22 protein-coding genes are annotated in these 21,975 nt (G+C 64.0%); 7 read left to right on the forward strand and 15 right to left on the reverse strand.

What is annotated here, in order from left to right; translation table 11 throughout:
* Nucleotides 1-8 precede the first annotated feature (8 nt).
* Nucleotides 9-494: a peroxiredoxin gene (locus AC0L27_RS08885; RefSeq protein WP_275170869.1), complete on the forward strand. Its 486-nt coding sequence runs from the start codon at nt 9-11 to the stop codon at nt 492-494.
* A 125-nt stretch (nt 495-619) separates the two neighbouring features.
* Here AC0L27_RS08885 and rnhA read toward each other — a convergent pair whose 3' ends face one another.
* Genes rnhA through ispH form a run of 3 tightly spaced genes read right to left on the reverse strand, consistent with a single transcriptional unit; the run spans nt 620 to nt 3,039 of the window.
* Nucleotides 620-1,084 carry a ribonuclease HI gene (rnhA, locus tag AC0L27_RS08890; protein ID WP_007597503.1) on the reverse strand — a complete coding sequence of 155 codons (465 nt, stop codon included), beginning with the start codon at nt 1,082-1,084 and terminating at the stop codon, nt 620-622.
* Nucleotides 1,081-2,064, reverse strand: a complete 984-nt coding sequence (locus tag AC0L27_RS08895) for a homoserine kinase (RefSeq protein ID WP_275170868.1) — start codon at nt 2,062-2,064, stop codon at nt 1,081-1,083. Before AC0L27_RS08895 ends, rnhA begins: the two co-directional genes overlap by 4 nt.
* 6 nt (nt 2,065-2,070) lie before the next feature.
* Entirely contained in the window at nt 2,071-3,039 is a 969-nt protein-coding gene (gene ispH / locus AC0L27_RS08900) for a 4-hydroxy-3-methylbut-2-enyl diphosphate reductase (protein ID WP_007597506.1), read from the reverse strand.
* 253 nt (nt 3,040-3,292) lie between these two features.
* Between ispH and AC0L27_RS08905 the strand changes: the two genes are divergently transcribed.
* A complete protein-coding gene (locus AC0L27_RS08905; protein ID WP_027565675.1) occupies nt 3,293-3,988 on the forward strand; it encodes a DUF1013 domain-containing protein in 696 nt (231 codons plus the stop codon).
* Nucleotides 3,989-4,074: 86 nt separating this feature from the next.
* On the opposite strand, the gene AC0L27_RS08910 is transcribed toward AC0L27_RS08905, so the two are convergent.
* The 5 genes from AC0L27_RS08910 to AC0L27_RS08930 all read right to left on the reverse strand — a co-directional run bounded on the left by AC0L27_RS08910 (nt 4,075) and on the right by AC0L27_RS08930 (nt 9,776).
* Nucleotides 4,075-4,821, reverse strand: a complete 747-nt coding sequence (locus AC0L27_RS08910) for an OmpW/AlkL family protein (RefSeq protein WP_275170867.1) — start codon at nt 4,819-4,821, stop codon at nt 4,075-4,077.
* Between the two features lie 163 nt (nt 4,822-4,984).
* Complete coding sequence (locus AC0L27_RS08915) at nt 4,985-5,254, reverse strand: hypothetical protein (protein ID WP_275170866.1); 270 nt, start codon at nt 5,252-5,254, stop codon at nt 4,985-4,987.
* A 182-nt stretch (nt 5,255-5,436) separates the two neighbouring features.
* Entirely contained in the window at nt 5,437-7,359 is a 1,923-nt protein-coding gene (locus AC0L27_RS08920) for a propionyl-CoA synthetase (protein WP_354061037.1), read from the reverse strand.
* A 143-nt stretch (nt 7,360-7,502) separates the two neighbouring features.
* Nucleotides 7,503-8,888 carry a tetratricopeptide repeat protein gene (locus tag AC0L27_RS08925; RefSeq protein WP_354207790.1) on the reverse strand — a complete coding sequence of 462 codons (1,386 nt, stop codon included), beginning with the start codon at nt 8,886-8,888 and terminating at the stop codon, nt 7,503-7,505.
* A gap of 129 nt (nt 8,889-9,017) precedes the next feature.
* Nucleotides 9,018-9,776 (reverse strand): tetratricopeptide repeat protein, encoded by a 759-nt coding sequence (locus AC0L27_RS08930; protein WP_473318670.1) that lies wholly within the window; start codon nt 9,774-9,776, stop codon nt 9,018-9,020.
* Nucleotides 9,777-9,871: 95 nt separating this feature from the next.
* Here AC0L27_RS08930 and AC0L27_RS08935 point away from each other — a divergent pair, with 95 nt between their 5' ends.
* Entirely contained in the window at nt 9,872-11,449 is a 1,578-nt protein-coding gene (locus AC0L27_RS08935) for a cation:proton antiporter (RefSeq protein ID WP_275170863.1), read from the forward strand.
* Between the two features lie 80 nt (nt 11,450-11,529).
* The gene (locus tag AC0L27_RS08940; protein ID WP_354207786.1) at nt 11,530-12,300 is read left to right on the forward strand and encodes a hypothetical protein; all 771 of its coding nucleotides are present in this window, start codon (nt 11,530-11,532) and stop codon (nt 12,298-12,300) included.
* A 161-nt stretch (nt 12,301-12,461) separates the two neighbouring features.
* Here the strand turns inward: AC0L27_RS08940 and AC0L27_RS08945 are convergent, their stop codons facing one another.
* The 5 genes from AC0L27_RS08945 to AC0L27_RS08965 form a co-directional block, all read right to left on the reverse strand.
* On the reverse strand, nt 12,462-13,268 hold the full coding sequence (locus AC0L27_RS08945; RefSeq protein ID WP_354207784.1) for an SDR family NAD(P)-dependent oxidoreductase: 807 nt from the start codon (nt 13,266-13,268) through the stop codon (nt 12,462-12,464).
* 93 nt (nt 13,269-13,361) lie between these two features.
* Nucleotides 13,362-13,775: a DUF1850 domain-containing protein gene (locus AC0L27_RS08950; protein WP_473266251.1), complete on the reverse strand. Its 414-nt coding sequence runs from the start codon at nt 13,773-13,775 to the stop codon at nt 13,362-13,364.
* A complete protein-coding gene (locus AC0L27_RS08955; protein WP_354207780.1) occupies nt 13,736-15,844 on the reverse strand; it encodes a TRAP transporter permease in 2,109 nt (702 codons plus the stop codon). Before AC0L27_RS08955 ends, AC0L27_RS08950 begins: the two co-directional genes overlap by 40 nt.
* Nucleotides 15,845-16,007: 163 nt before the next feature.
* Nucleotides 16,008-16,955, reverse strand: a complete 948-nt coding sequence (locus tag AC0L27_RS08960; protein WP_354207778.1) for a TAXI family TRAP transporter solute-binding subunit — start codon at nt 16,953-16,955, stop codon at nt 16,008-16,010.
* Between the two features lie 162 nt (nt 16,956-17,117).
* A complete protein-coding gene (locus tag AC0L27_RS08965) occupies nt 17,118-17,597 on the reverse strand; it encodes a hypothetical protein (protein WP_354207776.1) in 480 nt (159 codons plus the stop codon).
* 194 nt (nt 17,598-17,791) lie between these two features.
* Here AC0L27_RS08965 and AC0L27_RS08970 point away from each other — a divergent pair, with 194 nt between their 5' ends.
* Entirely contained in the window at nt 17,792-18,094 is a 303-nt protein-coding gene (locus AC0L27_RS08970) for a hypothetical protein (protein ID WP_275170856.1), read from the forward strand.
* A gap of 159 nt (nt 18,095-18,253) precedes the next feature.
* Here the strand turns inward: AC0L27_RS08970 and AC0L27_RS08975 are convergent, their stop codons facing one another.
* Entirely contained in the window at nt 18,254-19,468 is a 1,215-nt protein-coding gene (locus AC0L27_RS08975; RefSeq protein ID WP_354207773.1) for a hypothetical protein, read from the reverse strand.
* Between the two features lie 70 nt (nt 19,469-19,538).
* Nucleotides 19,539-20,168, reverse strand: coding sequence for an NUDIX hydrolase (locus AC0L27_RS08980; protein WP_473308528.1), 630 nt, complete (start codon nt 20,166-20,168; stop codon nt 19,539-19,541).
* 68 nt (nt 20,169-20,236) lie between these two features.
* Here AC0L27_RS08980 and AC0L27_RS08985 point away from each other — a divergent pair, with 68 nt between their 5' ends.
* Nucleotides 20,237-20,662 carry a PaaI family thioesterase gene (locus tag AC0L27_RS08985; protein ID WP_473318672.1) on the forward strand — a complete coding sequence of 142 codons (426 nt, stop codon included), beginning with the start codon at nt 20,237-20,239 and terminating at the stop codon, nt 20,660-20,662.
* A gap of 296 nt (nt 20,663-20,958) precedes the next feature.
* A complete protein-coding gene (locus AC0L27_RS08990; protein ID WP_354255913.1) occupies nt 20,959-21,969 on the forward strand; it encodes an aldo/keto reductase in 1,011 nt (336 codons plus the stop codon).
* Nucleotides 21,970-21,975 lie beyond the last annotated feature (6 nt).

Consider the following 21,975-nt stretch of genomic DNA (forward strand, 5'->3'; position numbering starts at 1 on the left):
GACTAACGATGGCGATCCAGACTGGCGACAAGCTGCCCGAGGCGAAATTCCGCGTGATGACGGCGGAAGGTCCGCAGGTGAAGACCACCGATGAGATATTCAAGGGCAAGAAAGTGGCGCTGTTCGCGGTGCCGGGCGCCTATACCGGCACCTGCCACAAGATGCATCTGCCGAGCATCTTCCTCAACGCCTACGCCATGAAGGACAAGGGCGTCGACACCATCGCCATCGTCTCCGTCAACGACGCCTTCGTCATGAACGCGTGGAAGCGCGACACCGACCAGCGCGACGAGGCCATCTTCCTCGCCGACGGTAATGCCGACTTCGCCAAGGCGATCGGCATGGAGCTCGACGCCTCCGGTAACGGTCTCGGCATCCGCTCCAAGCGCTATTCGATGCTGGTCGAGGACGGCGTGGTCAAGAAGCTGAACCTTGAGGCGATGCCCGGCAAGGTCGAGGTGTCCGGCGGCGATACGCTGCTGGGGCAGCTGTAAGCTTCAGACCCAGCCCTTTCGAAGAATGACGTCATGCCCGGGCTTGTCCCGGACATCCACGTTCTTGGTCGTGCGCGGGAAGACGTGGATGGCCGGTCAAGCCCGGCCATGACGAACGGAGAGACCTACTCCGCCACCCGCGCCTGCAACCGCGCCTTCACGATCCCGTCGCGCGCGAGCTGATCGGCGCGTTCGTTCTCGGGATGCCCTGCGTGGCCCTTGACCCAGTGCCAGCGCACGTCGTGAGCCTTCAGCGCGGCATCGAGGCGCTGCCATAGCTCGACATTCTTCACCGGCTTCTTGTCGGCGGTGCGCCAGCCGTTGCGCTTCCAGCCGTGGATCCAGCCGGTGATGCCCTGACGGACATATTGGCTGTCTGTGTAGAGATCGACAGTGCACGGCTTCTTCAGCGCTTCCAACGCGGAGATCGCCGCCATCAATTCCATCTGGTTATTGGTGGTATGGCGCTCACCACCGTTCAGCTCTTTTTCCTTGTCGCCGAACTTCAGGATCGCGCCCCAGCCGCCGGGCCCCGGATTTCCCGAGCAGGCGCCGTCGGTGTAGATCGTGACAATCGGGAGCTCGCTCACGCCACCAGCCCCGACGGCGACAGTCCGTAGTCGCGCACGCTGGAAACGCTCTGGTGGAAGCGCAGCTTGCGGACATATTCCAGCGGATCCTTCGGTCGAACCAGCGCGCCGGGCGGAACATTGAGCCAGTCGACCAGCCGCGTCAGCAGGAAGCGCATCGCGGCGCCGCGCGCGAGCAGCGGCAGCGCTGCCTCTTCCCCCTCGGACAGCTTTCGCACGCGGCCATAGGCATTGAGGAAGGCCCGCGCCTTGGTGACGTTGAAGGAATGATCCGGCTCGAAGCACCAGGCGTTGAGGCAGATCGCGACATCATAGGCAAGCCAGTCATTGCAGGCGAAAGTGAAGTCGATGATCCCCGAGAGCTTGTCGCCGAGAAAGAAGACATTGTCGTTGAAGAGGTCCGCGTGGATCACGCCTTCGGGCAGCTGTGTCGGCCAGACCCCGCTCTCGAGGTAGTCGAGCTCGTGGCTCAGGAACGCGCGCAGGCCGGGCTGCATCTCGTCGGCCCGGTGTGACGCCGCATCGAACAGCGGCCGCCAGCCCGGGACCGACAGCGCGTTCGCACGCCTGATCGCGAAATTCGCGCCGGCCAGATGCATCATGGCGAGCCCCTCGCCGACGCCGGCGCAATGGGCCGCGTTCGGCTTGCGCGGCCAGACGCCTTCGAGAAAGGTGATGATCGCGGCCGGCCGGCCCGACAGCTCGCGCAACGCCTCGCCGTCCATCCCCTTCACCGGCAGCGGACAGTTGACGCCGTGCTCGGCCAGATGCGTCATCAGCGCGAGGAAGAACGGCAGATCGTTCTTCGCCACGCGCTTCTCATAGAGCGTGAGGATGAACGATCCCTTGGTCGTATGCAGCAGGAAGTTGGAATTTTCGACGCCCTCGGCGATGCCCTTGTAGGAGAGCAACTCGCCGAGATCGTATTGGTTGAGGAAGTCCGCAAGCTCGTCGGCGGCAACGTCGGTGTAGACCGCCATGAAGGTCTACTCGGCGGCGGCTTCGGGGCGCACCTGACGCGGCAGCGGGAAGAACTCGTTCTCTTCCGCGGCCGAGACCGTCTCCACATGCAGCGTGAAGCGCTCGGCGAACGCGTCCATGATCTCCTCGACGATGACTTCCGGTGCCGAGGCGCCAGCGGTGATGCCGAGGCTGGTGATGTTCTCGAACCGCTTCCAGTCGATTTCGGTGGCGCGCTGCGCCAGCACGGCGATCGGGCAACCCTCGCGCTCGGCGACTTCGCGCAGGCGCTGCGAGTTCGACGAGTTAGGCGCACCGACTACGATCAGGGCGTCGACCACCGGCGCCACCTTCTTCACCGCGAGTTGGCGGTTGGTGGTGGCGTAGCAGATGTCTTCCTTGTGCGGCCCGTTGATGTTCGGGAAGCGCTCCTTCAGGAGCGCCACGATCTCCGCGGTGTCGTCGATCGACAGCGTGGTCTGGGTCACGAAGGCGAGGTTGTTCGGATCCTTCGGGGCGATGGTCTTCGCGTCCTCCGCGGTCTCGATCAGGGTCACGGCGCCGGTCGGGAGCTGCCCGAGCGTGCCCACCACCTCCGGATGATGGGAATGGCCGATCAGGAAGATCTCACGGCCGCGCTTGAAATGGATTGCGGCCTCGCGGTGCACCTTGGTGACCAGGGGGCAGGTCGCATCCAGCGAGAACAAATTGCGGGACGTGGCGTCGGCCGGAACCGATTTCGGCACGCCATGGGCCGAGAACACCACCGGCGCGGTGGTGTTTTCCGGGATCTCGGCGAGTTCCTCGACGAAGATCGCGCCTTTCTTTTTCAACCCATCGACGACGTATTTATTGTGCACAATCTCATGGCGAACATAGACGGGGGCGCCGTATTTATCGAGTGCCCGTTCCACGGTATCGATCGCCCGGACCACCCCGGCGCAGAAGCCACGGGGAGAACAAAGCACGATCTTGAGGTCTGGTTTGGCTGACATTGAGCGATCTCGGGACCGAATCACCTCGCCAAATGGGCGGGCAGCGGTCGATGGATGAATAGGGCTTGGGTACGGTCTTACAGGGACTTCAGAGGGAATTGGGCCCCCTTTCGGGCGCTGTCAAGGCACTATCTATAGCAGAACCATTGCGTGGCTACCCCCTCCGGGCTTATATAGCCCGAATTCCCAGTCATCGCTGATGACCACCGGTTTCGCCTCCAAAGGGGTGGGCGAAGCACAAAGGAGATTTGCCATGAGCAACGCACCTCTGATGCCCAAGGCGACCGCCGTCTGGCTGCTCGACAACACCGCGCTGACCTTCGATCAGGTCGCCGATTTCACCAAAATGCACCCCCTCGAGGTGCGCGCGATCGCCGATGGCGACGCCGCCCAGGGCATCAAGGGCATGGATCCCCTCTCGAATGGCCAGCTGACCCGCGAGGAGATCGAGAAGGGCGAGAACAACCCGGACTACCGGCTCCGCCTCCAGGAGAGCAAGGTGGTGCTGCCGCCGCAGCCCAAGCGCAAGGGCCCGCGCTACACCCCGGTCTCGCGCCGCCACGAGCGCCCGAGCGCCATCCTCTGGCTGCTGCGCAACCATGCCGAGCTCAAGGATGCCCAGATCATGCGCCTGGTCGGCACGACCAAGAGCACGATCGCCAGTGTCCGCGATCGCACCCACTGGAACACCTCCCAGCTGACGCCGATTGATCCCGTCACCCTCGGCCTCTGCTCGCAGATCGAGCTCGATTTCGAGGTCGCGCGCGCGGCCAAGGAAAAGCCGATCGACGCAGCCTATGGCGGCGCCACCCTGCTGCCGGCCTCCGAAACCACCAAGAAGGACGAGTACGAACCCGCGGAGAGGTCCAGCGACGATCTCAACGTCGATGCCGTGTTCGCCAAGCTGAAGACGCTCGGCGGCAAGAAGCAGGACCAGGAGGAGGAGTAATCCTTCGCTCCCTGCTGGTCATCGAATGGGAATGCGAACGCGGCGGGGCCAACCCGCCGCGTTTTTGTTTGTGGCTTCCGCAAACTTCAGAACTTATACGTCACACCACCGCCGACCAGCCACGGGTCGATATGCGCGGTGCCGGTGACCGGCAGACCACTGACCGTCGCCGAATAGTCCGGCCGCAACCAGAGCTTCTTGACGTCCACGTTGAGGCCCCAGTGCCGATCGAGCATGTAGTCGAAGCCGAACTGCACCGCGCCACCGAAGGCGTTGCTGACATGCAGGCTCGTGGTGGTGGCGACGATCGCGGGCGGACCGACGATCGCGGCCGGCGTATTGGCGGCCGAGTTGTTGAAGAACACGGTGTAGTTCACGCCGGCGCCGATGTACGGCTTGAACGCGCCGAAATTGTCGAAGTGATATTGCAGGGTCAGCGTCGGCGGCAGCAGCGTGGTCTTGCCGATCGGCAGATTTGCAAGCGAGCCGGTGCCGCTGATCGAATGCCGGGTCACGCCGAGGATCAGCTCGGCCGCGATATTCCTGGTGAAGAAATAGCTGATGTCGAGCTCAGGCACGACCTGATCACTGATCGAGAGGCCCGAATTCGGCGAAGACAGCGATGGAACGCCGGCGACATTGACGGTGGAGCCGCCCGCATCCGGCAACACGCCTAGCACCCGCAAACGCACCATCCAGGGATTGAAGGCTTCTACCGACGGCGGCGCCTTTTTGTAGATCGGCAAGTCGGCGGCCCGCGCCGAGGCAATAGCCCCCACCAGCGCCGCACCCAGCGCCGCGAGCCGCGCCACGCTTCTTATCATTTCGTCCATTGCATTCCCCTTCAGCCATGTGCGCGCTTCGTTGCGCGACATCAGCGTCAGAGCAGAAAGGCGATGGTGAAGGATTTGATGCCGATCAAATCAGGACAAATGCGATTGCGATTCGACTGCGGCGTTGCAGATGTGTCGCGGCAGGATAATGCCGCAGCTTACATCATGGCCGGTCCGGATGGTTCAGCATGTATTCGCCGAGGTCACGCTGGCGACGGTCGGCGCGGGTGGTCGCGGCACTGCGCTGGACGTCGCGGTCCTTGCGACAGGCCACGTATTCGGGTGAGCCGGCCGCATAGCCGCGGCTCTGGCAGACCGCGTCGTCATCATCGCCGCCCATCGCCACCGGCGTCTGGTAGCGCGCGGAGCAGGCGGAGAGAATGATGGCGAGCAGCACAGCTGCAAGCAGGCGCGGCGCAGCGGCGAGTGGCATACGAGGTCCCCTATTGGCCCGCTCTGTTTAGCGCGGAATGAGGAGAATGTAAGTCCCTGGACGCCGTTCCCGCTACCAGTGTCATTCCCCGCGAAAGCGGGGAATGGCCTGCCGGCGCAGGCGATGACAGCGGGATTGGAGAGGCGGCGTCGCGCCTCAATGGCTATCCTCGCAAAGCAAATTCACACCCGCCCCTTCAGCGCGTCGCCGATCTCGTCGAGCACCTTGGGGTCCTCGATCGTCGCCGGCATAGTCCAAGCTTCACCATCCGCTATCTTCTTGATGGTGCCGCGCAAGATCTTTCCGGAGCGCGTCTTGGGCAGGCGGCCGACGGTGATGGCGAGCTTGAACGCGGCAACGGGACCGAGCTTGTCGCGCACCAGCGCGATGATCTCCTTCTCGATCTCGGCGGGGGCCCGCTTCACACCCGCCTTGAGCACCAGGAAGCCGCAGGGGACCTCGCCCTTGATCGCGTCCTTGACGCCGAGCACGGCGCATTCGGCGACATCGGGATGCGAAGCCAGGATCTCCTCCATGCCGCCGGTGGAGAGCCGATGGCCGGCGACGTTGATGATGTCGTCGGTGCGGCCCATGACGAAGACATAGCCGTCTTCGTCCTTGTAGCCGGCATCCGACGTTTTGTAGTAGCCGGGGAATTCGGTGAGATAGGCTTCCTTGAAACGTTCGTCCTGATTCCACAGTGTCGGCAGGCAGCCCGGCGGCATCGGAAGCTTGATGACGATCGAGCCCATGGTGTTCGGACCGACCGGCTTTGCCGCTTCGTCGACCACGTCGACCTGGTAGCCCGGCATCGGCACCGTCGGCGACCCGTGCTTCACCGGCAGCTGGCCTAAGCCGACCGGATTGCCGGCGATGCACCAGCCGGTCTCGGTCTGCCACCAATGGTCGATCACAGGCACTTTCAACTGCTGCTCCGCCCATTCCACCGTCGGCGGATCGGCGCGCTCGCCGGCCAGGAACAGCGTGCGGAACGTCGAGAGGTCGTATTGCCGGATGAATTTTCCTTCCGGATCTTCTTTCCGTATCGCGCGGAACGCGGTCGGCGCAGTGAAGAAGGCGACAGCCTTGTGCTCGCTGATCACGCGCCAGAACGCGCCGGCATCGGGCGTGCCGACCGGCTTGCCCTCATACATGATCGAGGTCGCGCCGTGCAGCAGCGGGCCGTAGACGATGTAGCTGTGGCCGACCACCCAGCCGATGTCGGAGCCGCACCACCAGACCTCACCCGGCTTGACGCCATAGAGGTTGAACATGGACCATTTCACCGCGACGAGATGGCCGCCATTGTCGCGCACGACGCCCTTGGGAATGCCGGTCGTGCCTGAGGTATAGAGGATGTAGAGCGGATCGGTAGCGGCGACGGGCACGCAGGGCGCCTGCTTGCCGTCGTTCATCGCCTTGCGGCGCAGGCCCGCCCAATCATAGTCGCGGCCGGGCGTGAGGGCGCAGACGAGCTGCGGACGTTGCAGCACGATGCAGGCCTTCGGCTTTGCGCCCGCAAGCCTGATCGCCTCGTCGAGCAGCGGCTTGTACTGCACGATCCGGCCGGGCTCGATGCCGCAGCTCGCCGACAGGATCAGCTTTGGCTGCGCATCGTCGATGCGGGTGGCGAGCTCTTTCGCGGCAAAGCCGCCGAACACGACGGAGTGCACAGCGCCAATGCGCGCGCAGGCGAGCATCGCGACGACGGCCTCCGGGACCATCGGCATATAGAGGATGACGCGATCGCCCTTGGCGACACCAAAATCCTGCATGATGGCGGCGAGCGCCTGCACTTCGGCCAGCAGTTCGGCGTAGCTGAGTTTGGTGACGCTATTTGCCAGCGGCGAATCATGGATCAGCGCGATCTGGTCGGCGCGGCCGCGTTCGACGTGGCGGTCGAGCGCGTTGTAGCAGGTGTTGACGACGCCACCGCTGTACCAGCGGCCGTAGACGCCCTGCGAGGGATCGAAGATCTTTTTCGGCGGCTCGATCCAGTCGATCTCCTTGGCCGCCTCGGCCCAAAAGCCCTCAGGATCGGCCAGCGAACGCGTATAAACCTCGTGATAGAGGCTTTTTCCGTCGACGTTTCCTCGGACGTTCATTCCCGCGCTCCCGTTCCCTTATCCGCCTGGCCTTGACCTTGTGGCAGGACAAACGTTCCGCCATGACAGGGATCAAGTACCGGCCTTGTTTGAGGGGTATTTTCCCGGGAACGGGCCGCGGTTCAAGCTCAAAAGAACAATGCTCAGCTATCCATCGCATTCAGCCGCTGCAGCCGCTCCTGCATGACCTTCTTCAGATCATAGCCCGGGCGGCCGAAACTGGTATTGCGGGCGGCGAGGAAATCGCGCTGGGTGCGACGGAGGTCGCCGGCCGGGCGGGACCTGGCCGATTTCAGCACGCGCTCATAGGTCTCGGCGATCTGGCGATCGAGCACGCCCAGCTGTGGATCGGCACAAATTACCTTCTCAACCTCGCGATTCGCAGTGGCACAATCGAACGACGGGCCATTGCCGGAATTCGCTGCGAGCGGCCGCAGCAGCTCGCCGCCGAATTTCGCGATCTCCGCGATCATAGCGCGGCGGCCGGCGGCGGCGTTGTCATTGCCGGGATCGAGTTTGAGCGCGGTTTCGTAGTCGGCCAGCGCCTTCCTGCGCTCGCCCGTCTTCTTGTAGAGCACGGCGCGGTTGTTGTAGGTCTGCGCAAAATTCGGATCGAGTTTCAGCGCGGCCTCGTAGTCGCTCAGCGCCGCGCCAAGCTCACCCTTGAGGTGATAGGAGTCGCCGCGGTTGGTGAAGAAGTTCGGCCGCGGCGCCAGCCGCAGCGCCTGATCGTAATCGGCAATCGCCTTGTCGTACTCGCCCATCGCAGCCAGCGACAGCCCGCGATTGTCGTAATATTCGGGCACCTTCGGATCGAGCCTGATCGCCTCGCCGTCGTCGGCAACCGACTTCTCGAGCTGGCCGAGCTTCTTGTAGGCGGCGCCACGATTGGTGTAGCTGCGCGGCCGGTTCGGATCGAGCCGCAACGCCTCGCTGAGATCGCGGATCGCCTTCTCGTTGTCGCCGCCGAGATAATAGGTCACGCCGCGGTCGGACCAGGCCTGTGCCTTGTCAGGCTTCAGCTTGATCGCCTGGTCGTAATCGGCAAGCGCGCGATCTAGCCGGCGCTGGTTGGTGTAGACGACGCCGCGCAGCTCGTAAGATTCCGAATCCTGCGGATCGAGCTCGATGGCCTTGCTGAGGTCCGCCGCGGCGCGGTTGAGATCGCCGCCGGCCTCCCGGAGGAGATCGCCGCGCAGGCGCCAGGTTTTTGCGTTTTTGCCATCGAGCGCAATGGCGCGATCGATATCTCGCAGCGCCTGCGTGAGGCCGCCCGAGGTCCGCGCATTGGCGTCGGCGCGCACCAGCAATGCCGCGGCGCGATCGGAGGATGGATTTGAGGCTTGGTCAATGATGGCGCTGCAGGCCGGGATCAGCTCAGCCGGGACGGTCTTGCTCCCCATCACGCAATCGACACCGGCCGACGAAGGGGCGACGAGGATGACGCTCATTGCCGCGCTGAGAAGGAGCGAGCGAAAGGAGATTTTTGCAAACGAGAACATTTGCGCGGAAGGATGCGTGCCGCACATGGCATAGGACTCCGGGACATCAGGCTTTCACCATTGTCGCCGCGGCCAAAGAATCGGTTCAAATCGAGGCGTGTCAGGGGCGTATCGACCCCTCCCTTGCTCGCCCGCCTTACGGGGACACGAGGAGCCTCAATACCCGTCAGCCCCGTTCAGCCGCCGCAGCCGCTCCTCCATCGCCTTCTTCAAATCGTACCCCGGCCGGCCGAACCCGGCATTGCGGCGGGCGATGAAATCGTCCTGCTCGCGTTGAAGCGCCTTCGCTTCGCTTGCATTGCGCGCTTCGCGCAAAACGCGCGCGTTGGCCGCAAAGACCTCGCGATCGAGATCGGCGAGCTCGCGGTTGGCGCAGATCGCCTTCTCGACGGGGCGGCGCGCACCCTTGCAAATGAAACTGGGCTTGCCCGCGACCGCCATCTGCGCGCCGATCCGCTCGATCTCGCGCGCCATCGCCTTGTGATTGGCCTTGGCCTTCTCGTGGTTCGGATCGATTTTCAATGCCGCGCCGAAATCCTGCACCGCCTTCGGCTTGTCGCCCTTCCTCAGCCAGAGCTCGCCCCGCGCGTTGAAGACATCGGCGAGACCGGAATCGAGCTCCAGGGCGCGGCTGTCATCGGCTATCGCGCGGTCGACCTGATCACGCCGAGAAAACAGCGCGCCGCGCGCGGTCAGGGCCTTGATCAGGTCGGCCTTCGCCGTCTTCTCGTTGTCGATCACGGCAGCGCAGACCGTGGCGGCCTTGTCAATGTCGTCGGCTGCGGCAGCCGCGAGGCAGGGCGCGATGTCGACCTGCGGGACCGCGGCCGGTTCGCCGCCGGTCGCAGCATGAGCGGCAGCGAACGAGAGCGCGAAGAGCAACCCGACGCCGGACCATTGAATGAGAGAACGCATGCTCGCCACAGTTGGAAAGTCTTGAGTTAAGGTCCGGGTTGAGGTCTTGCCTTATGGCCGCACTATCCATCATACGGCCGGATTGGTGCTAGCTTGTGGCGCCGCTCAAATCGGTTTCGGGGATCAACGTGTCGACATTCGAATGGATCATTGTGCTTCTGCTCGGCGCCGTTGCATTATCGGCGCTGGCGCGGCGGATCAAGGTCCCCTACCCGACCTTTCTCGCGATTGGGGGCGCGCTGATTGCGTTTGTGCCATCGAGCCCGTCCTGGACGCTGGAGCCCGATCTGGCATTGGCTCTTTTTGTCGCACCGGTCCTGCTCGATGCCGCCTTCGACACGTCGTTGCGCGATCTCCGCAACAATTGGGTTCCGGTCGCCACCCTGGTCGTCGCCGCCGTCGGCCTGACCACGGCCGCTGTGGCCTACGTCGCGCACCGGCTGATGCCTGACATGCCCTGGGCCGCCGCGGTTGCGCTCGGCGCCATCGTCGCCCCGCCGGACGCGGCCGCCGCAGTCGCGATCCTGAGCCAGGTGAAGCTGCCTCACCGCATGGTCAAGGTCCTGGAAGGCGAGAGCCTGCTCAACGACGCGACCGCGCTCCTGATCTATCGCATCGCGGTCGGCGCGGTCGCCACCGAGCATCTGGCATGGAGCCAGATCGCGCCGACCATGGCGCTGGCGCTGGTCGGCAGCGTCGTCGCGGGCCTGGTCGCAGGCCGCATCATCCCGCTGTTCATGGAACGCGTGAAGGAAGCGCCGAGCGCGATCATCGTGCAGTTCGCCACCACCTTCATGGTCTGGATTGCCGCCGAACATCTCGGGCTCTCCGGCATCCTCACCATCGTAGTCTACGGCATCACCATCGCGCGCACGGCGGGGGCACGCATGCCTGCGCGGCTGCGTGTACCTTCCTATGCGGTGTGGGAGACCATGGTGTTCGTGCTCAACGTGCTCGCCTTCATGCTGATCGGCATGCAGATGCGGCCGATCTGGACACGGCTCGATGCGGACGTGCGCTGGGAGTATTGCGTGGCCGCGGCCTGGATCCTGCTCACGGTGGTCCTGGTGCGCCTGGCCTGGATCACATTCTACCGCACGACGCTGCGCGCGCTGATCGCGCACGGGATCTATCACGCCAAGGATCCGAAGCAGGTCGCCTCGGCCAAGGGCGGCCTCATCATCTCCTGGTGTGGCATGCGCGGCCTCGTCACCCTCGCCACCGCCTTTGCCTTGCCGGAAAGCTTTCCGCATCGTGACTTCATCGTCTTCTCGGCGTTTGCCGTCGTGCTCGGCACGCTAATCGTGCAGGGCCTGACGCTGCGGCCGCTGATCCTGGCGTTCGGCCTCAAGGACGACGATCCCGTCGGCATCGAGGTCGCGCGCGCCCGCGCCGTCGCCTATCGCGCGGCGCTCGACGCGATCGAGGACGATCCGTCGGAGGAAGCGGAAATCCTGCGGCTCGAATATCGCGCCATCCTGATGCAGGCCGACGACGATCCCCATGGCGGCATCACGAACGGCGAACTGCCCGCCGACCCGCTACGCCGTCGTGGCATCGCGGCCGCGAGAAAGTCGATCTTCGACCTTCGCGCAAAGGAAGTGATCGGCGACGATGCGTTCCATCGGATTGAGGAAGAGCTCGATCGCGCAGAATTGAGCGCCGGCGGTTAAAATCCTGTTGGACGCGACCAGCGCCCTGCACAGGTGGTTAGGGGCTTGAACCAAACGCCATCTCTTCAGACAAACTCCAGATGACGACCCTGATCGACGACCGTCGTGTGCGCGCGCGAGATGCGTCGCCCGCACGATATTTCTATCTCCACATGGCAATGGCCTGCGCGGCCACCGCTTTTCTCGGCTTCGCACCGACCTATTTTGTGCCGCTCGCGCAACGGACACTGTCCGCAAGTCCCGTCATTCATTTCCATGGTCTATTGTTCTTCACCTGGTCTCTCTATTTCGTGATCCAGACATGGCTCGCCGCCTCAGGTCGCGTGGTCAATCACCGTGCGCTCGGCATCGCCGGCGTTTCGCTCGCGACCGCGATGACGATCTTCGGCTTCCTTGCCTCCGTGCATGTGATGCAGCATTCCGCGGCGCTCGGACAGAAAGAGGCCGGCATCGCCTTCTCGATCGTGCCGATGAGCGGGATCGCGTTCTTCGCTGGTGTATTCGTGCTCGCGATCATGAACACGCGAAAGCCTGAGATTCACAAACGTCTGATGCTGCTCGCGGCGGTCTCTATCCTTGATGCCGCGATCGCGCGCTGGTTTCTCACCTTCCTCGCGCCTCCGGGACCGCCCGGGCCACCGCCGGTGCCCGTCACCATCGCGCCCGCGATGGTCGCTTCGCTGCTGCTCGTCGTCGCCATGGTACGCGACTGGCGCACCGGGGGCCGCGTGCACCCGGTCTACATCACCGGCACGCTCGCGCTGCTGGCGGTGAAGGTGCTGAACTGGCCGATCAGCGAAACGGCGGCATGGCATTCATTCGCCGGCGGGATTCTCGCGCTGGCGCAGTAAAGCAGCTCACGTAACCGTCACCCTGAGGCGGCCGCTTTTTCAGCGGCCCTCGAAGGGCGACGGCCCGGCTGCATCGTGGCCGCTCATCCTTCGAGGCTCCCCATGGCGCGCGTTGCGCCCCATGGCTCGCGCCTCAGGATGACGGAACTGACTGAAGTGCTTTAGGCCCCCGCCTTGCACGTGATCCCGCCGTCAACCACGAGCTCGATCCCCGTCACATATTTCGCTTCGTCCGAGGCCAGGAACAGCGCTGCGTTGGCGACGTCGAAGGCGTCGCCCATGTGACCCATCGGCACTTGCGCATCGCGCGCGCGCCACATCGCTTCGACGTCGCCCTTGGCATAGCTGGCGGCGAGACCGGCGGAATGCTCCACCATCGGCGTCTTCATCAGGCCGGGCAGGATCGCGTTGACGCGGACATGGTGGCGCGCGAATTCGATCGCGGTGGTGCGCGTCATCTGGTTCATCGCCGCCTTTGAGGTGCCGTAGGTGACGTAGGAGATGCCCATGTGGCGGATCGAGGCGATCGAGGAGATGTTGATGATCGAGCCGCCGCCCTGTTTCACCATCAAAGGGATAACGTGCTTCATGGCGAAATAGGCGCTCTTGAGGTTGACGCTGAAGACGCGGTCCCAGCTCTCCTCGGTCACCTCGACGACGCTGCCCATCTCGGCGATGCCGACATTGTTGTCGAGCACGTCGATGCGGCCATAGGCCTTCAGGCACGCTGCGACCATCGCCTCGACCTCGCTCGCACGAGATACGTCAGCCGTGAAGGCAGTCGCCTTGCCACCTGCGCCGGTGATGATCTTCGCAGTCTCCTCGGCGGCTGCGCCGTTGCGATCGACGCAAAACACCTGCGCGCCCTCGCGTGCAAAGGTCACCGCGGTGGCCTTGCCGTTGCCCCAACCGGGTCCGATCGAGCCGGCGCCCACCACCATTGCAACCTTGCCCTTGAGCCGATCCATCGCGTTCCTCCCGTGTTGTTGTTCTTGCAGCCCGGATGGAGCGCAGCGCAATCCGGGGTCGCTTTCCCCAGATTGCGCTGCGCACCATCCGGGCTACGGATCTTTGCAGACGCTCATCTTTGTGACGTTAGCACCAATGGGATGACCGACAATCTCGGACAACGTCCGGCACTTGCCGTCATGGCATAGCCGCCATTCGCCAGCCGCGCCCGAATTGCCCAGCACGACCTCCGGCATCGGCGCCCGCGCGGGCCTCCACTGAAACCAGCCGTCGACCAGCCGCGCCTCGGGCGGCGGCTCCATGCCGGGGCCGGTGCCCTTCACGCGGGCCTGCACCAGTTCGAGCCCGGCGGGGGTGACGCGCCAGTCTTCCTGCCAGTCGACCTTCGCGATCGAATGCGTCCACACCAGCGTGAACGCGGACAGCGCCAGCGCCTTCACGCCTGAGGCTGTGACGAAGCAGAGGCTCACACCGCCTCGACCGGCGCCGGCGGACGCCGCCGCCACTGCCACAGCACGATTGCCGCGGCGAGCAGGAAGCCCGCGGTGTCGCTGAACGGGAAGTCGCCGAGCAGGCACAGCGCGCCAGCAAGCGCGACGACACGTTCGAGCAGCGTCAGCCGCGTGAACAAAAAGCCGATCGCGACCATGCCGAATAGGGCGATCGCCACCAGGGCCTTCAAGGCAGCCAATGCCACCGCGCCGTAGAAGCCGAGCTTGGCAGCCATGGGATCGCCGGCCTGCAGCATCAGCGCCGGCGAATAGACGAAGATGAAGGGGATGACGTAGCCGGCGAGCGCGATGCGCATCGCCTCCCAGCCGATCTTGTCCGGATTTTCCTTCGCGATCGGTGCTGCGGCTAACGCCGCCAACGCCACCGGCGGCGAGAGGTCGGCCATGATGCCGTAATAGAACGCGAACATGTGGCTCGCGATCAGCGGCACGCCGAGTTTCGCCAGCGCGGGCGCCGCGAGCGCTGCCGTGATGATGTAGGTCGGGATGGTCGGGATGCCGGTGCCGAGCAGGATCGACAGCAGCATGGTCATGATCAGCGCCAGGAACAGGCTCTTCTCGCCGAGGCCGATCACCCAGCCGCCGAAGATGGTGCCGACGCCGGTCTGCGACATCATGCCGATGATGACGCCGACGATGGCGCAGGCCATGCCGACGGTGATGGCGGATTTCGCGCTTTCGGCCAGCGCATCGCGGCAGGCGCGCAAGGCGGAAAATCCGCCACGCACGAACGCAGTGATCACGATCAATGCGACGACGACGCAGGCGACCGGCACGATCTGAAGGCCGTCGCGCGACAGCGCGGCAACGACGAGCGCGAGCCCGATCCAGAAGATGTAGCGGATCGCCATCGAAGACGCGCCCGTCGTGATGGCGGTGCCAAGGATCAGCCCCACCGTGAGCGCGAGGCCCATGCTACCGGCATAGAGTGGCGTAAAGCCTTCGAACAGCATGTAGACGAGGGCTGCGAGCGGCAACACGAGGTACCAACCCTTCACCAGCGCCTTCCAGGCGCTCGGGGTCTCCGACTTCTTCATGCCCGTGAGGCCGTGCTTGCCGGCTTCCAGATGCACCATCCAGAAGGCGGAGGCGAAATAGAGCATCGCGGGAATCGCGGCCGCTTTCACGACCTCCGAGTACTGGACACCGAGCGTCTCCGCCATGATGAAGGCAACCGCGCCCATCACCGGCGGCATGATCTGCCCGCCCATTGAGGCCGTCGCCTCGACGCCGGCCGCGAACGCGCGGCGATAGCCGAACCTGATCATCAGCGGAATGGTGAACTGGCCGACGGTGACGACGTTGGCAACGCCGGAGCCGGAGATCGTGCCCATCATGCCCGAGGCGAACACCGCGACCTTGGCCGGGCCGCCGCGGGTCCTGCCGAATAACCCAAGAGAAACGTCGGTGAAGAGCTGGATCATGCCGGCGCGCTCCAGGAACGAGCCGAAAAGGATGAAGAGGAAGATATAGGTCGCCGAGACGTAGATCGGCACGCCGTAAAAACCTTCGGTGCCGAACGACAGATGCGTGACGATCTGATCGAAATCATAGCCGCGATGGTTGAGCGGCGACGGCAGATACTGGCCGAAGAACCAGTAGACGAGGCAAGCGCCGCACATCAGCGGGAGCGCCGCGCCCATCAGCCGCCGGGTGCCCTCGAAAATCAGGATAGCGAGCAGCGTGCCGACCACGAGATCGAGGCGCGTCGGATCGCCGTCACGCGCGATGAGATCCGCATAGAAGATCCACTGATAGAGCCCGCACAGAAGGCCGGCGCCGCCAATCAGCCAGCCGATCGCGCGGCCGAAATCGCTTTTGGCGGTGAAGTTGCCGATCAGGCCGAAGGTGAGGAGAATGAGGAAACCGACATGGACGCCGCGCACCACCTGGCTCGGCAGATAGTTGAAGGCCGCGACATAAAGCTGGAAGGTCGCGAAGGCGATGCCGATCCAGTACGCAAGAGCGCCCCACCAGCCCGGGCCAAAGCCTTCCGGAAAACCGTGCTCGAAATTGTCGAACTCGACCTTGATGGGCGCTTCGCTGCCCTCTGCTTGCAACATCGATATGTCCCCGCGCCGATCGCCGTGGCGCTTATAACATTGCACAGCGCCTCCAGACCGTCATGCCCGGGCTTGTCCCGGGCATCCACGGACTTTCTCGCCTGCTCTTAGAACGTGGATGGCCGGGACAAGCCCGGCCATGACGTCCGATAACGAGAGCTGATTACTTGATCAGCCCTTTTTCCTTGTAATAGCGGATCGCGCCGGGGTGCAGCGGAACCGGGCTGCCGCTGGCGGCCGTCTCGAGCTTGATCTCCTTGCCGGCCGCATGCGCGTTGGCGAGCTCGGGCAGCGACTCGTAGACCAGTTTTGTCATCTGGTAGGCGAGATCGTCCGACACCGCCGAGCTGGTGACGAGATAGTTGACCACGGCCGCGGTTGGCACGTCCTTGTCCTGCCCGGTGTAAGTATTTGCGGGAATGGTTGCCGCGATGAACGGCAGGCCGATCTTGTCGACGGTCTCCTTCGGCACCGACACCACAACGATCGGGCTCGAGGTCGACAGATCCTTCAGCGAGGCCACGCCGAGGCCTGCCGATTGCAGGGTCGCGCCGAGCTGGCGGTTTTTCATGAGATCGACGGATTCGGCAAACGGCAGATACTCGACCTTGCCGAGATCCTTGTAGCTCATGCCGGCCGCCGCCAGGATCGCACGCGAATTCAGCTCCGTGCCCGATTTCGGCGCGCCGACCGACAGGCTCTTGCCCTTAAGGTCCGCCAACGTCTTGATGCCGCTCTCGGCGGTCGCGACGATCTGGATGTAGTTCGGATAGATCGCGCCGATCGTGCGCAGCTTGTCGAGCTTGGTCTTGAAGCCCGCCTCCTCTTCGCCGTCCCAAGCCGCTTTCAGCGAGTCGCCCAGCGTGAACGCCAGCTCGCCGCGCCCTTGTTGGAGCAGGATCAGATTCTCGACTGACGCCTTGGTGGCCTGCACCTGCGTCTTCACGTTCGGAATCTTGTCGCCGTAGATCTTCCCGATCGCGACCCCGAGCGGATAGTAGACGCCGGAGGTGCCGCCGGTCAGCACGTTGATGAAGGATTGCGCCTGCGCGCAAGGCGCCGAGGCCGCCAGCGTAAGAGCCGCGGCCACGCCGAAAATCGTCCTTTTCATGATCTTTTCACTCCCCAAACCGGCCGGGAAGTTGGCCGGATGAAGGGTGCGGGTCAACCCATCCAAAAGTCAAAACAGGACTGCGGTAAATGGCTGTCCTGGCTCGATTTTTGGGGAACCCGCGGGTGCGGCGAGGTGGCGCAGCCAGGTCGGGTCAGCCCCTCACTGGAAGGTCATATCCAGGCATTTGGAGATGTCGGAGCCGAGGCCGGAGGAGATGATGATGCAGCCGCGGACTTTCTGCGCGCCGACGTCGGCGGCCCAGACCGAGTAGCCGCCGGGGCCGAAGAAGGAATTGGTGTTCGGCGGCTCGGTCTCGGTGGCGTCGAAATCGTAATGGCCGTCGGTCTCGAAGATGCGCGGCTTCTTGGTGCAGGCGCCGTCGGTCTGGACGTTGATGACTTCCTTGTTGTCGCGGGTCAGCGCGAGCGAGACCTGGCAGCGGAAATATTCCGAGGTCTTGGTGTTGAAGAGATAAGTGTAGGACTTGCAGGTCGCGGTATTCAGCTTGCCCGGGGCCAGGCCGCGGCTGCACGAAATCCTCTGGTTGTGGCTGAGCTGGTAATCGTCGGCCCGGGCGGCCGGCGTGAGCGCCGTCAGCAACAGGCCGGCGGCCCAGCAAGCTTTAATGACGAGGTTCATTCGAATCATCCCCTACCCAATGTTTTTGTCGAATTGCGTTCTAGACGGAAAGCGGAACATAGTCGCGCGGGGACGAAGGGAAAATCACAAACTGCTCGGCAAGACGTGATGCGCTGCGGCGCTTTCGCAAATTGACCTGGAAACGCCGTTCGTGATTTGTTCAAGCCGGGAGCCTCGATGGGGAGGATAGGGTGATGGCATTTTCGACAAGGATTTTTTTGGTGACGGCCGTGCTCGGCGCGTTCGCTACACCCGCATTGGCGCAGACCGCTGCAACACCTTGGGAGCTCAAGCCCGACACCGGCTACGCCTATGACAAGGACGGCAAGACCCTTTCCTATAAGATGGGCACCAGCAATGCCGGCGAACTCCTGAAAGGCGCCAAGAAGGTGCCGAAGGGCACGCTGTTCTTCCTCGGCCACAACGGTCAGCTCTACATGCGCAGCGGCCCGTACCTGGAAGGCGACGGCAAGTTCAAGTTCGGGTCGGATCAGTAGGGCGGGTCGCGGCGACGCCACGCATTGCTGTCGTCCCGGCGAAGGCCGGGACCCATACCGCGTGATCCCTCGATTGCGGACGGTCGCAGTACCGAACGACTGTCCTCCCAAACCACGCCCTGTGGTGATGGGTCCCGGCCTTCGCCGGGACGACGCCGTCTAAAACGCCCCCGCCAGCTCCCGCGCGCCGGCGTTGTTGCTGTTGCTGTCCATCCTCGTATCCGTCACCGCCAGCAGCTTCGCCACCGTGTTGTGGCGGATCGCGACCGGGTTGCGCTCGTAGCCGCCGCGCTGGAAGAAGTTCGAGGTCGGCACCTGCTCGCGCATGGCCTGCGGCATCGTCACCATGTCGAGGCCGGTGCCGTCGCCGGTGAGGTTCATCATCTCGAGTTCGGCCGCGCTGAGCGGGCGGCTATAGCCCTTGGCGCGCGCGAACAGCACCGAGGTGAGCAGCTTGTGGGTCTGCAGCATCGGCCCGATATCGATGTCGAGCACCATGGCATGCATGGCCCAGCCCTGCGCGGTATTGCCGATCTTCTCGTGCTCCGACCAGGTATCGGGCACCGACTTGGCGTGCGCCACCATTTTTTTAAGAACGGTGAGCTTGTGCTCGAGCGACTGGCGCGCCGGGCCCGAGGTCCTCGCCACCTTATCAGAGAGCGCGCGGATGAATTCATGGCCTTGCTCGGCCAGCAGCTCGACGCTGTTGGTCGTCAGCAGCTGGTTGTAGCCTATCGCGGTCGAAATGGCGCGCTTGCCGCCATGCTCGATTCCCGCCTGCACGTCGTAACTTCCGGTGCCGCCGGTCTCGAACGCATAGACCCGCACCGCCTGCTCGCGCGTCAGCCCCGAGGCCAGCGCGTAGCGTGCATAGACGCGCTTGAATTCGACTTCGCTGGCCGGCCGCTGCGGCGTGAACTGATAGAGTTCCTGCGCCGCGCGCAGCAGATCGGCGACCACGGGGATCGGCTTTTTCGTCGGGCGGTCCGGGGTTTCCTCCGGCTCCGGATTCACCGGCCGTTTCGGCCCGTTATAAAGCGACGGATGCTCCAGCACGTAGTCGTCGAGCGTGACCTGCTGACCGTTGCGCCGCTTGGCGTTGCGACCTTTCCGCTTCTCGGAGATCTGGCTCCAATAGGCGCCGGCTTCCTCGTCGAAGGCCGCGCGCGCCGCCTGATACTCCTGCAGCTTGCGGCGATATTCGAGCACGGCGGGCGACACGCCGCCTTGCGCGAAAAACTGCGACAACAGTTGGGCTTTGGCATTGCGGACGGCTGGCGGCAGCGCGTCGGATTCGCCGCCGCGCGCGGCAGGCGCGAGCAGGACGAGCGCGAGTGGAACCAGTCTCACGGCATTTCGAATCGATCGATGCATGCTGCCCTCTTAGCAGGCATCCGGTAACCGTCACGTTAACACGCCGTTTACCTCTTTTTCGCCCCTCGCATCATTTCCAGGCGAACACCGGCTGCTCCAGCTCGGTGACGCGGGTGTGCCGTCCTGCCACCACTTCGCGGAACTGGTAGATCAGGGCCGCCGTCGGTGCGTGGATCAAGCTCGACTGATGATGGAAGCGGATCACACGGCGCGTGCTCTCGGGGATCGCGACGAAATCGAACGCATCTTCGCGCTCGACCGCCCCAAGCGCGATGCGATGGACGGACGCGACCTCGTCCGGGTTTGGTTTGATCGCGGCACTATCGGCGGCCCAAACCACGACCGGCGTGATCAGATAGCCGGAGCGGGTCGGATAATCGTCGAGCGTGCCGAGCACCTCCGCGCCGGTGAGGCGCAGGCCAAGCTCCTCGTCAAGTTCGCGCAGCGCCGCCTCGACCGGCGTCTCGCCGGCATCGCAGCGTCCGCCGGGCAGAGCCCATTGACCACGATGGGCGCGCAGATGCGATGCGCGCAGCGTGAGCAGCAACGCCGTGTCATCGCCCTCGCTGGCCGCGGTCAGCGCAATCACCACCGCAGCACGCTTCAACGCCGCCGGCTGCTCGTCCTCCGGCAGTCGCGTGAAGGCCGCACAGGCAGCCGCGATATTCCGCCGTGTGGCATCGTCGAACGGTCTCATGATGCTTGACTACACCACGTCCGGCCCCGATGAAATGAGTTCGCAAGACCCGCTCGGGAATGGACGACGACATGACCAACAAAGCCGCCGCACGGCTGAAAGCAGACGGCTGGACCATCCTGGAGACCACGGGCTTCATGCATCTGATCGGCCCTCTGTGGGAGCGCAAGGTCGACGGCCAACACGAATTCGCGCTGGCGACAGAAGACAAGCATCACAATCGACGCGGCATGGTCCAGGGCGGCGTGATGATGACGTTCGCGGACCGTACCTGCGGCATGACCGCCCGTTACGTCTCCGGCAAAGAGTTCATGGCAACGGTGCAGCTCGACACCCATTTCGTCGAAGCCGGCCAGATCGGCGATGTCCTGATCTCCCGCCCGCGCGTGGTGCGCGCGACGCGCAGCCTGATCTTCATGAGCACGGAGGTCAGCGTGGACGGCCGTTGCGTGGTGATGGCCAATGGTGTGTTCAAGATTTTGAAGGGGCCGGGGTAGGGTCCACTGTCGTCCTGGCGAAAGCCAGGACCCATTACCCCAGGGAGACGTCGTGCCGCGAGCAGCTCACCGCGAATCTTCGTCAAATCTCCTCTCGGGGTAATGGGTCCTGGATCGGCGCTCCGCTTGTCCAGGTCGACGTTGACGAGCGACGTGCTCCCAAGCTCGTCATTGCGAGCGCAGCGAAGCAATCCAGAATCTTTCCGTATACGCATTTCTGGATTGCTTCGCTGCGCTCGCAATGACAGCACTGGGCCGCTATGCTGATGCCACAAGAAGCAGCAAGGACGCGCCCTATGCAATATCGCCAGCTCGGCCGCAGCGGCCTGAAAGTATCGCCGATCTGTCTGGGCACCATGATGTTCGGCGGGCCGACCGATGAGGCGGCATCGAAGCGGATCATCGCGAAGGCGCATGAGGCCGGGATCAATTTCATCGACACCGCGGATGCCTATTCGAAGGGCGCATCCGAAGAGGTCGTGGGACGCGCGATCGGCAACAACCGTCACGCCTGGGTGCTCGCCACCAAACTTGCGAACCCGATGGGCACCGATCCCAACCGTGTCGGCCTGTCGCGGCGCTGGGTATTGCAGGCAGCGGATGAGAGCCTCAAGCGGCTCGGCACCGATCACATCGACATCTATTATTTGCACAAGGAAGACCACACGACTCCGCTGGAGGAGACGGTGCGCGCGATGGGCGATCTGATCCGCGCCGGCAAGGTGCGCTATTTCGGCGTCTCCAACTACCGCGCCTGGCGTGTCGCCGAAATCTGCAACATCTGCGACCGGCTCGGCATCGACCGGCCCGCGGTGAGCCAGCCCTATTACAACGCCATGAACCGCATGCCCGAGGTCGAGCACTTTCCGGCCTGCTCCTATTACGGCCTCGGCATCGTGCCCTATAGCCCGCTGGCGCGCGGCGTGCTGACGGGCAAATACAAGCCCGACGCAGCTCCTGATAAGGAGTCGCGCGCAGGCCGTAACGACACCCGCATGATGCAGACCGAATGGCGGCCGGAATCGCTCCAACTGGCGCAGGAGATCAAGGCTCACGCCGAGAAAAAGGGCATCACCGCCGGCCAGTTCGCGGTCGCCTGGGTGCTGAACTCCGCCTTTGTCTCCTCGATCGTTGCCGGTCCGCGCACCGAGGAGCAATGGGACGGCTACACCGGCGCGCTCGACTATCGCTTCACTGCGGAGGACGAGGCGCTGATCGACAGACTGGTCGTGCCAGGTCATCCGTCGACGCCGGGCTACAACGACCCGGCCTATCCGATCGAAGGACGTCGCGCGCGGACGGCTTGAGACGGA

The sequence above is a fragment of the Bradyrhizobium sp. Ken51 genome (assembly GCF_055807435.1).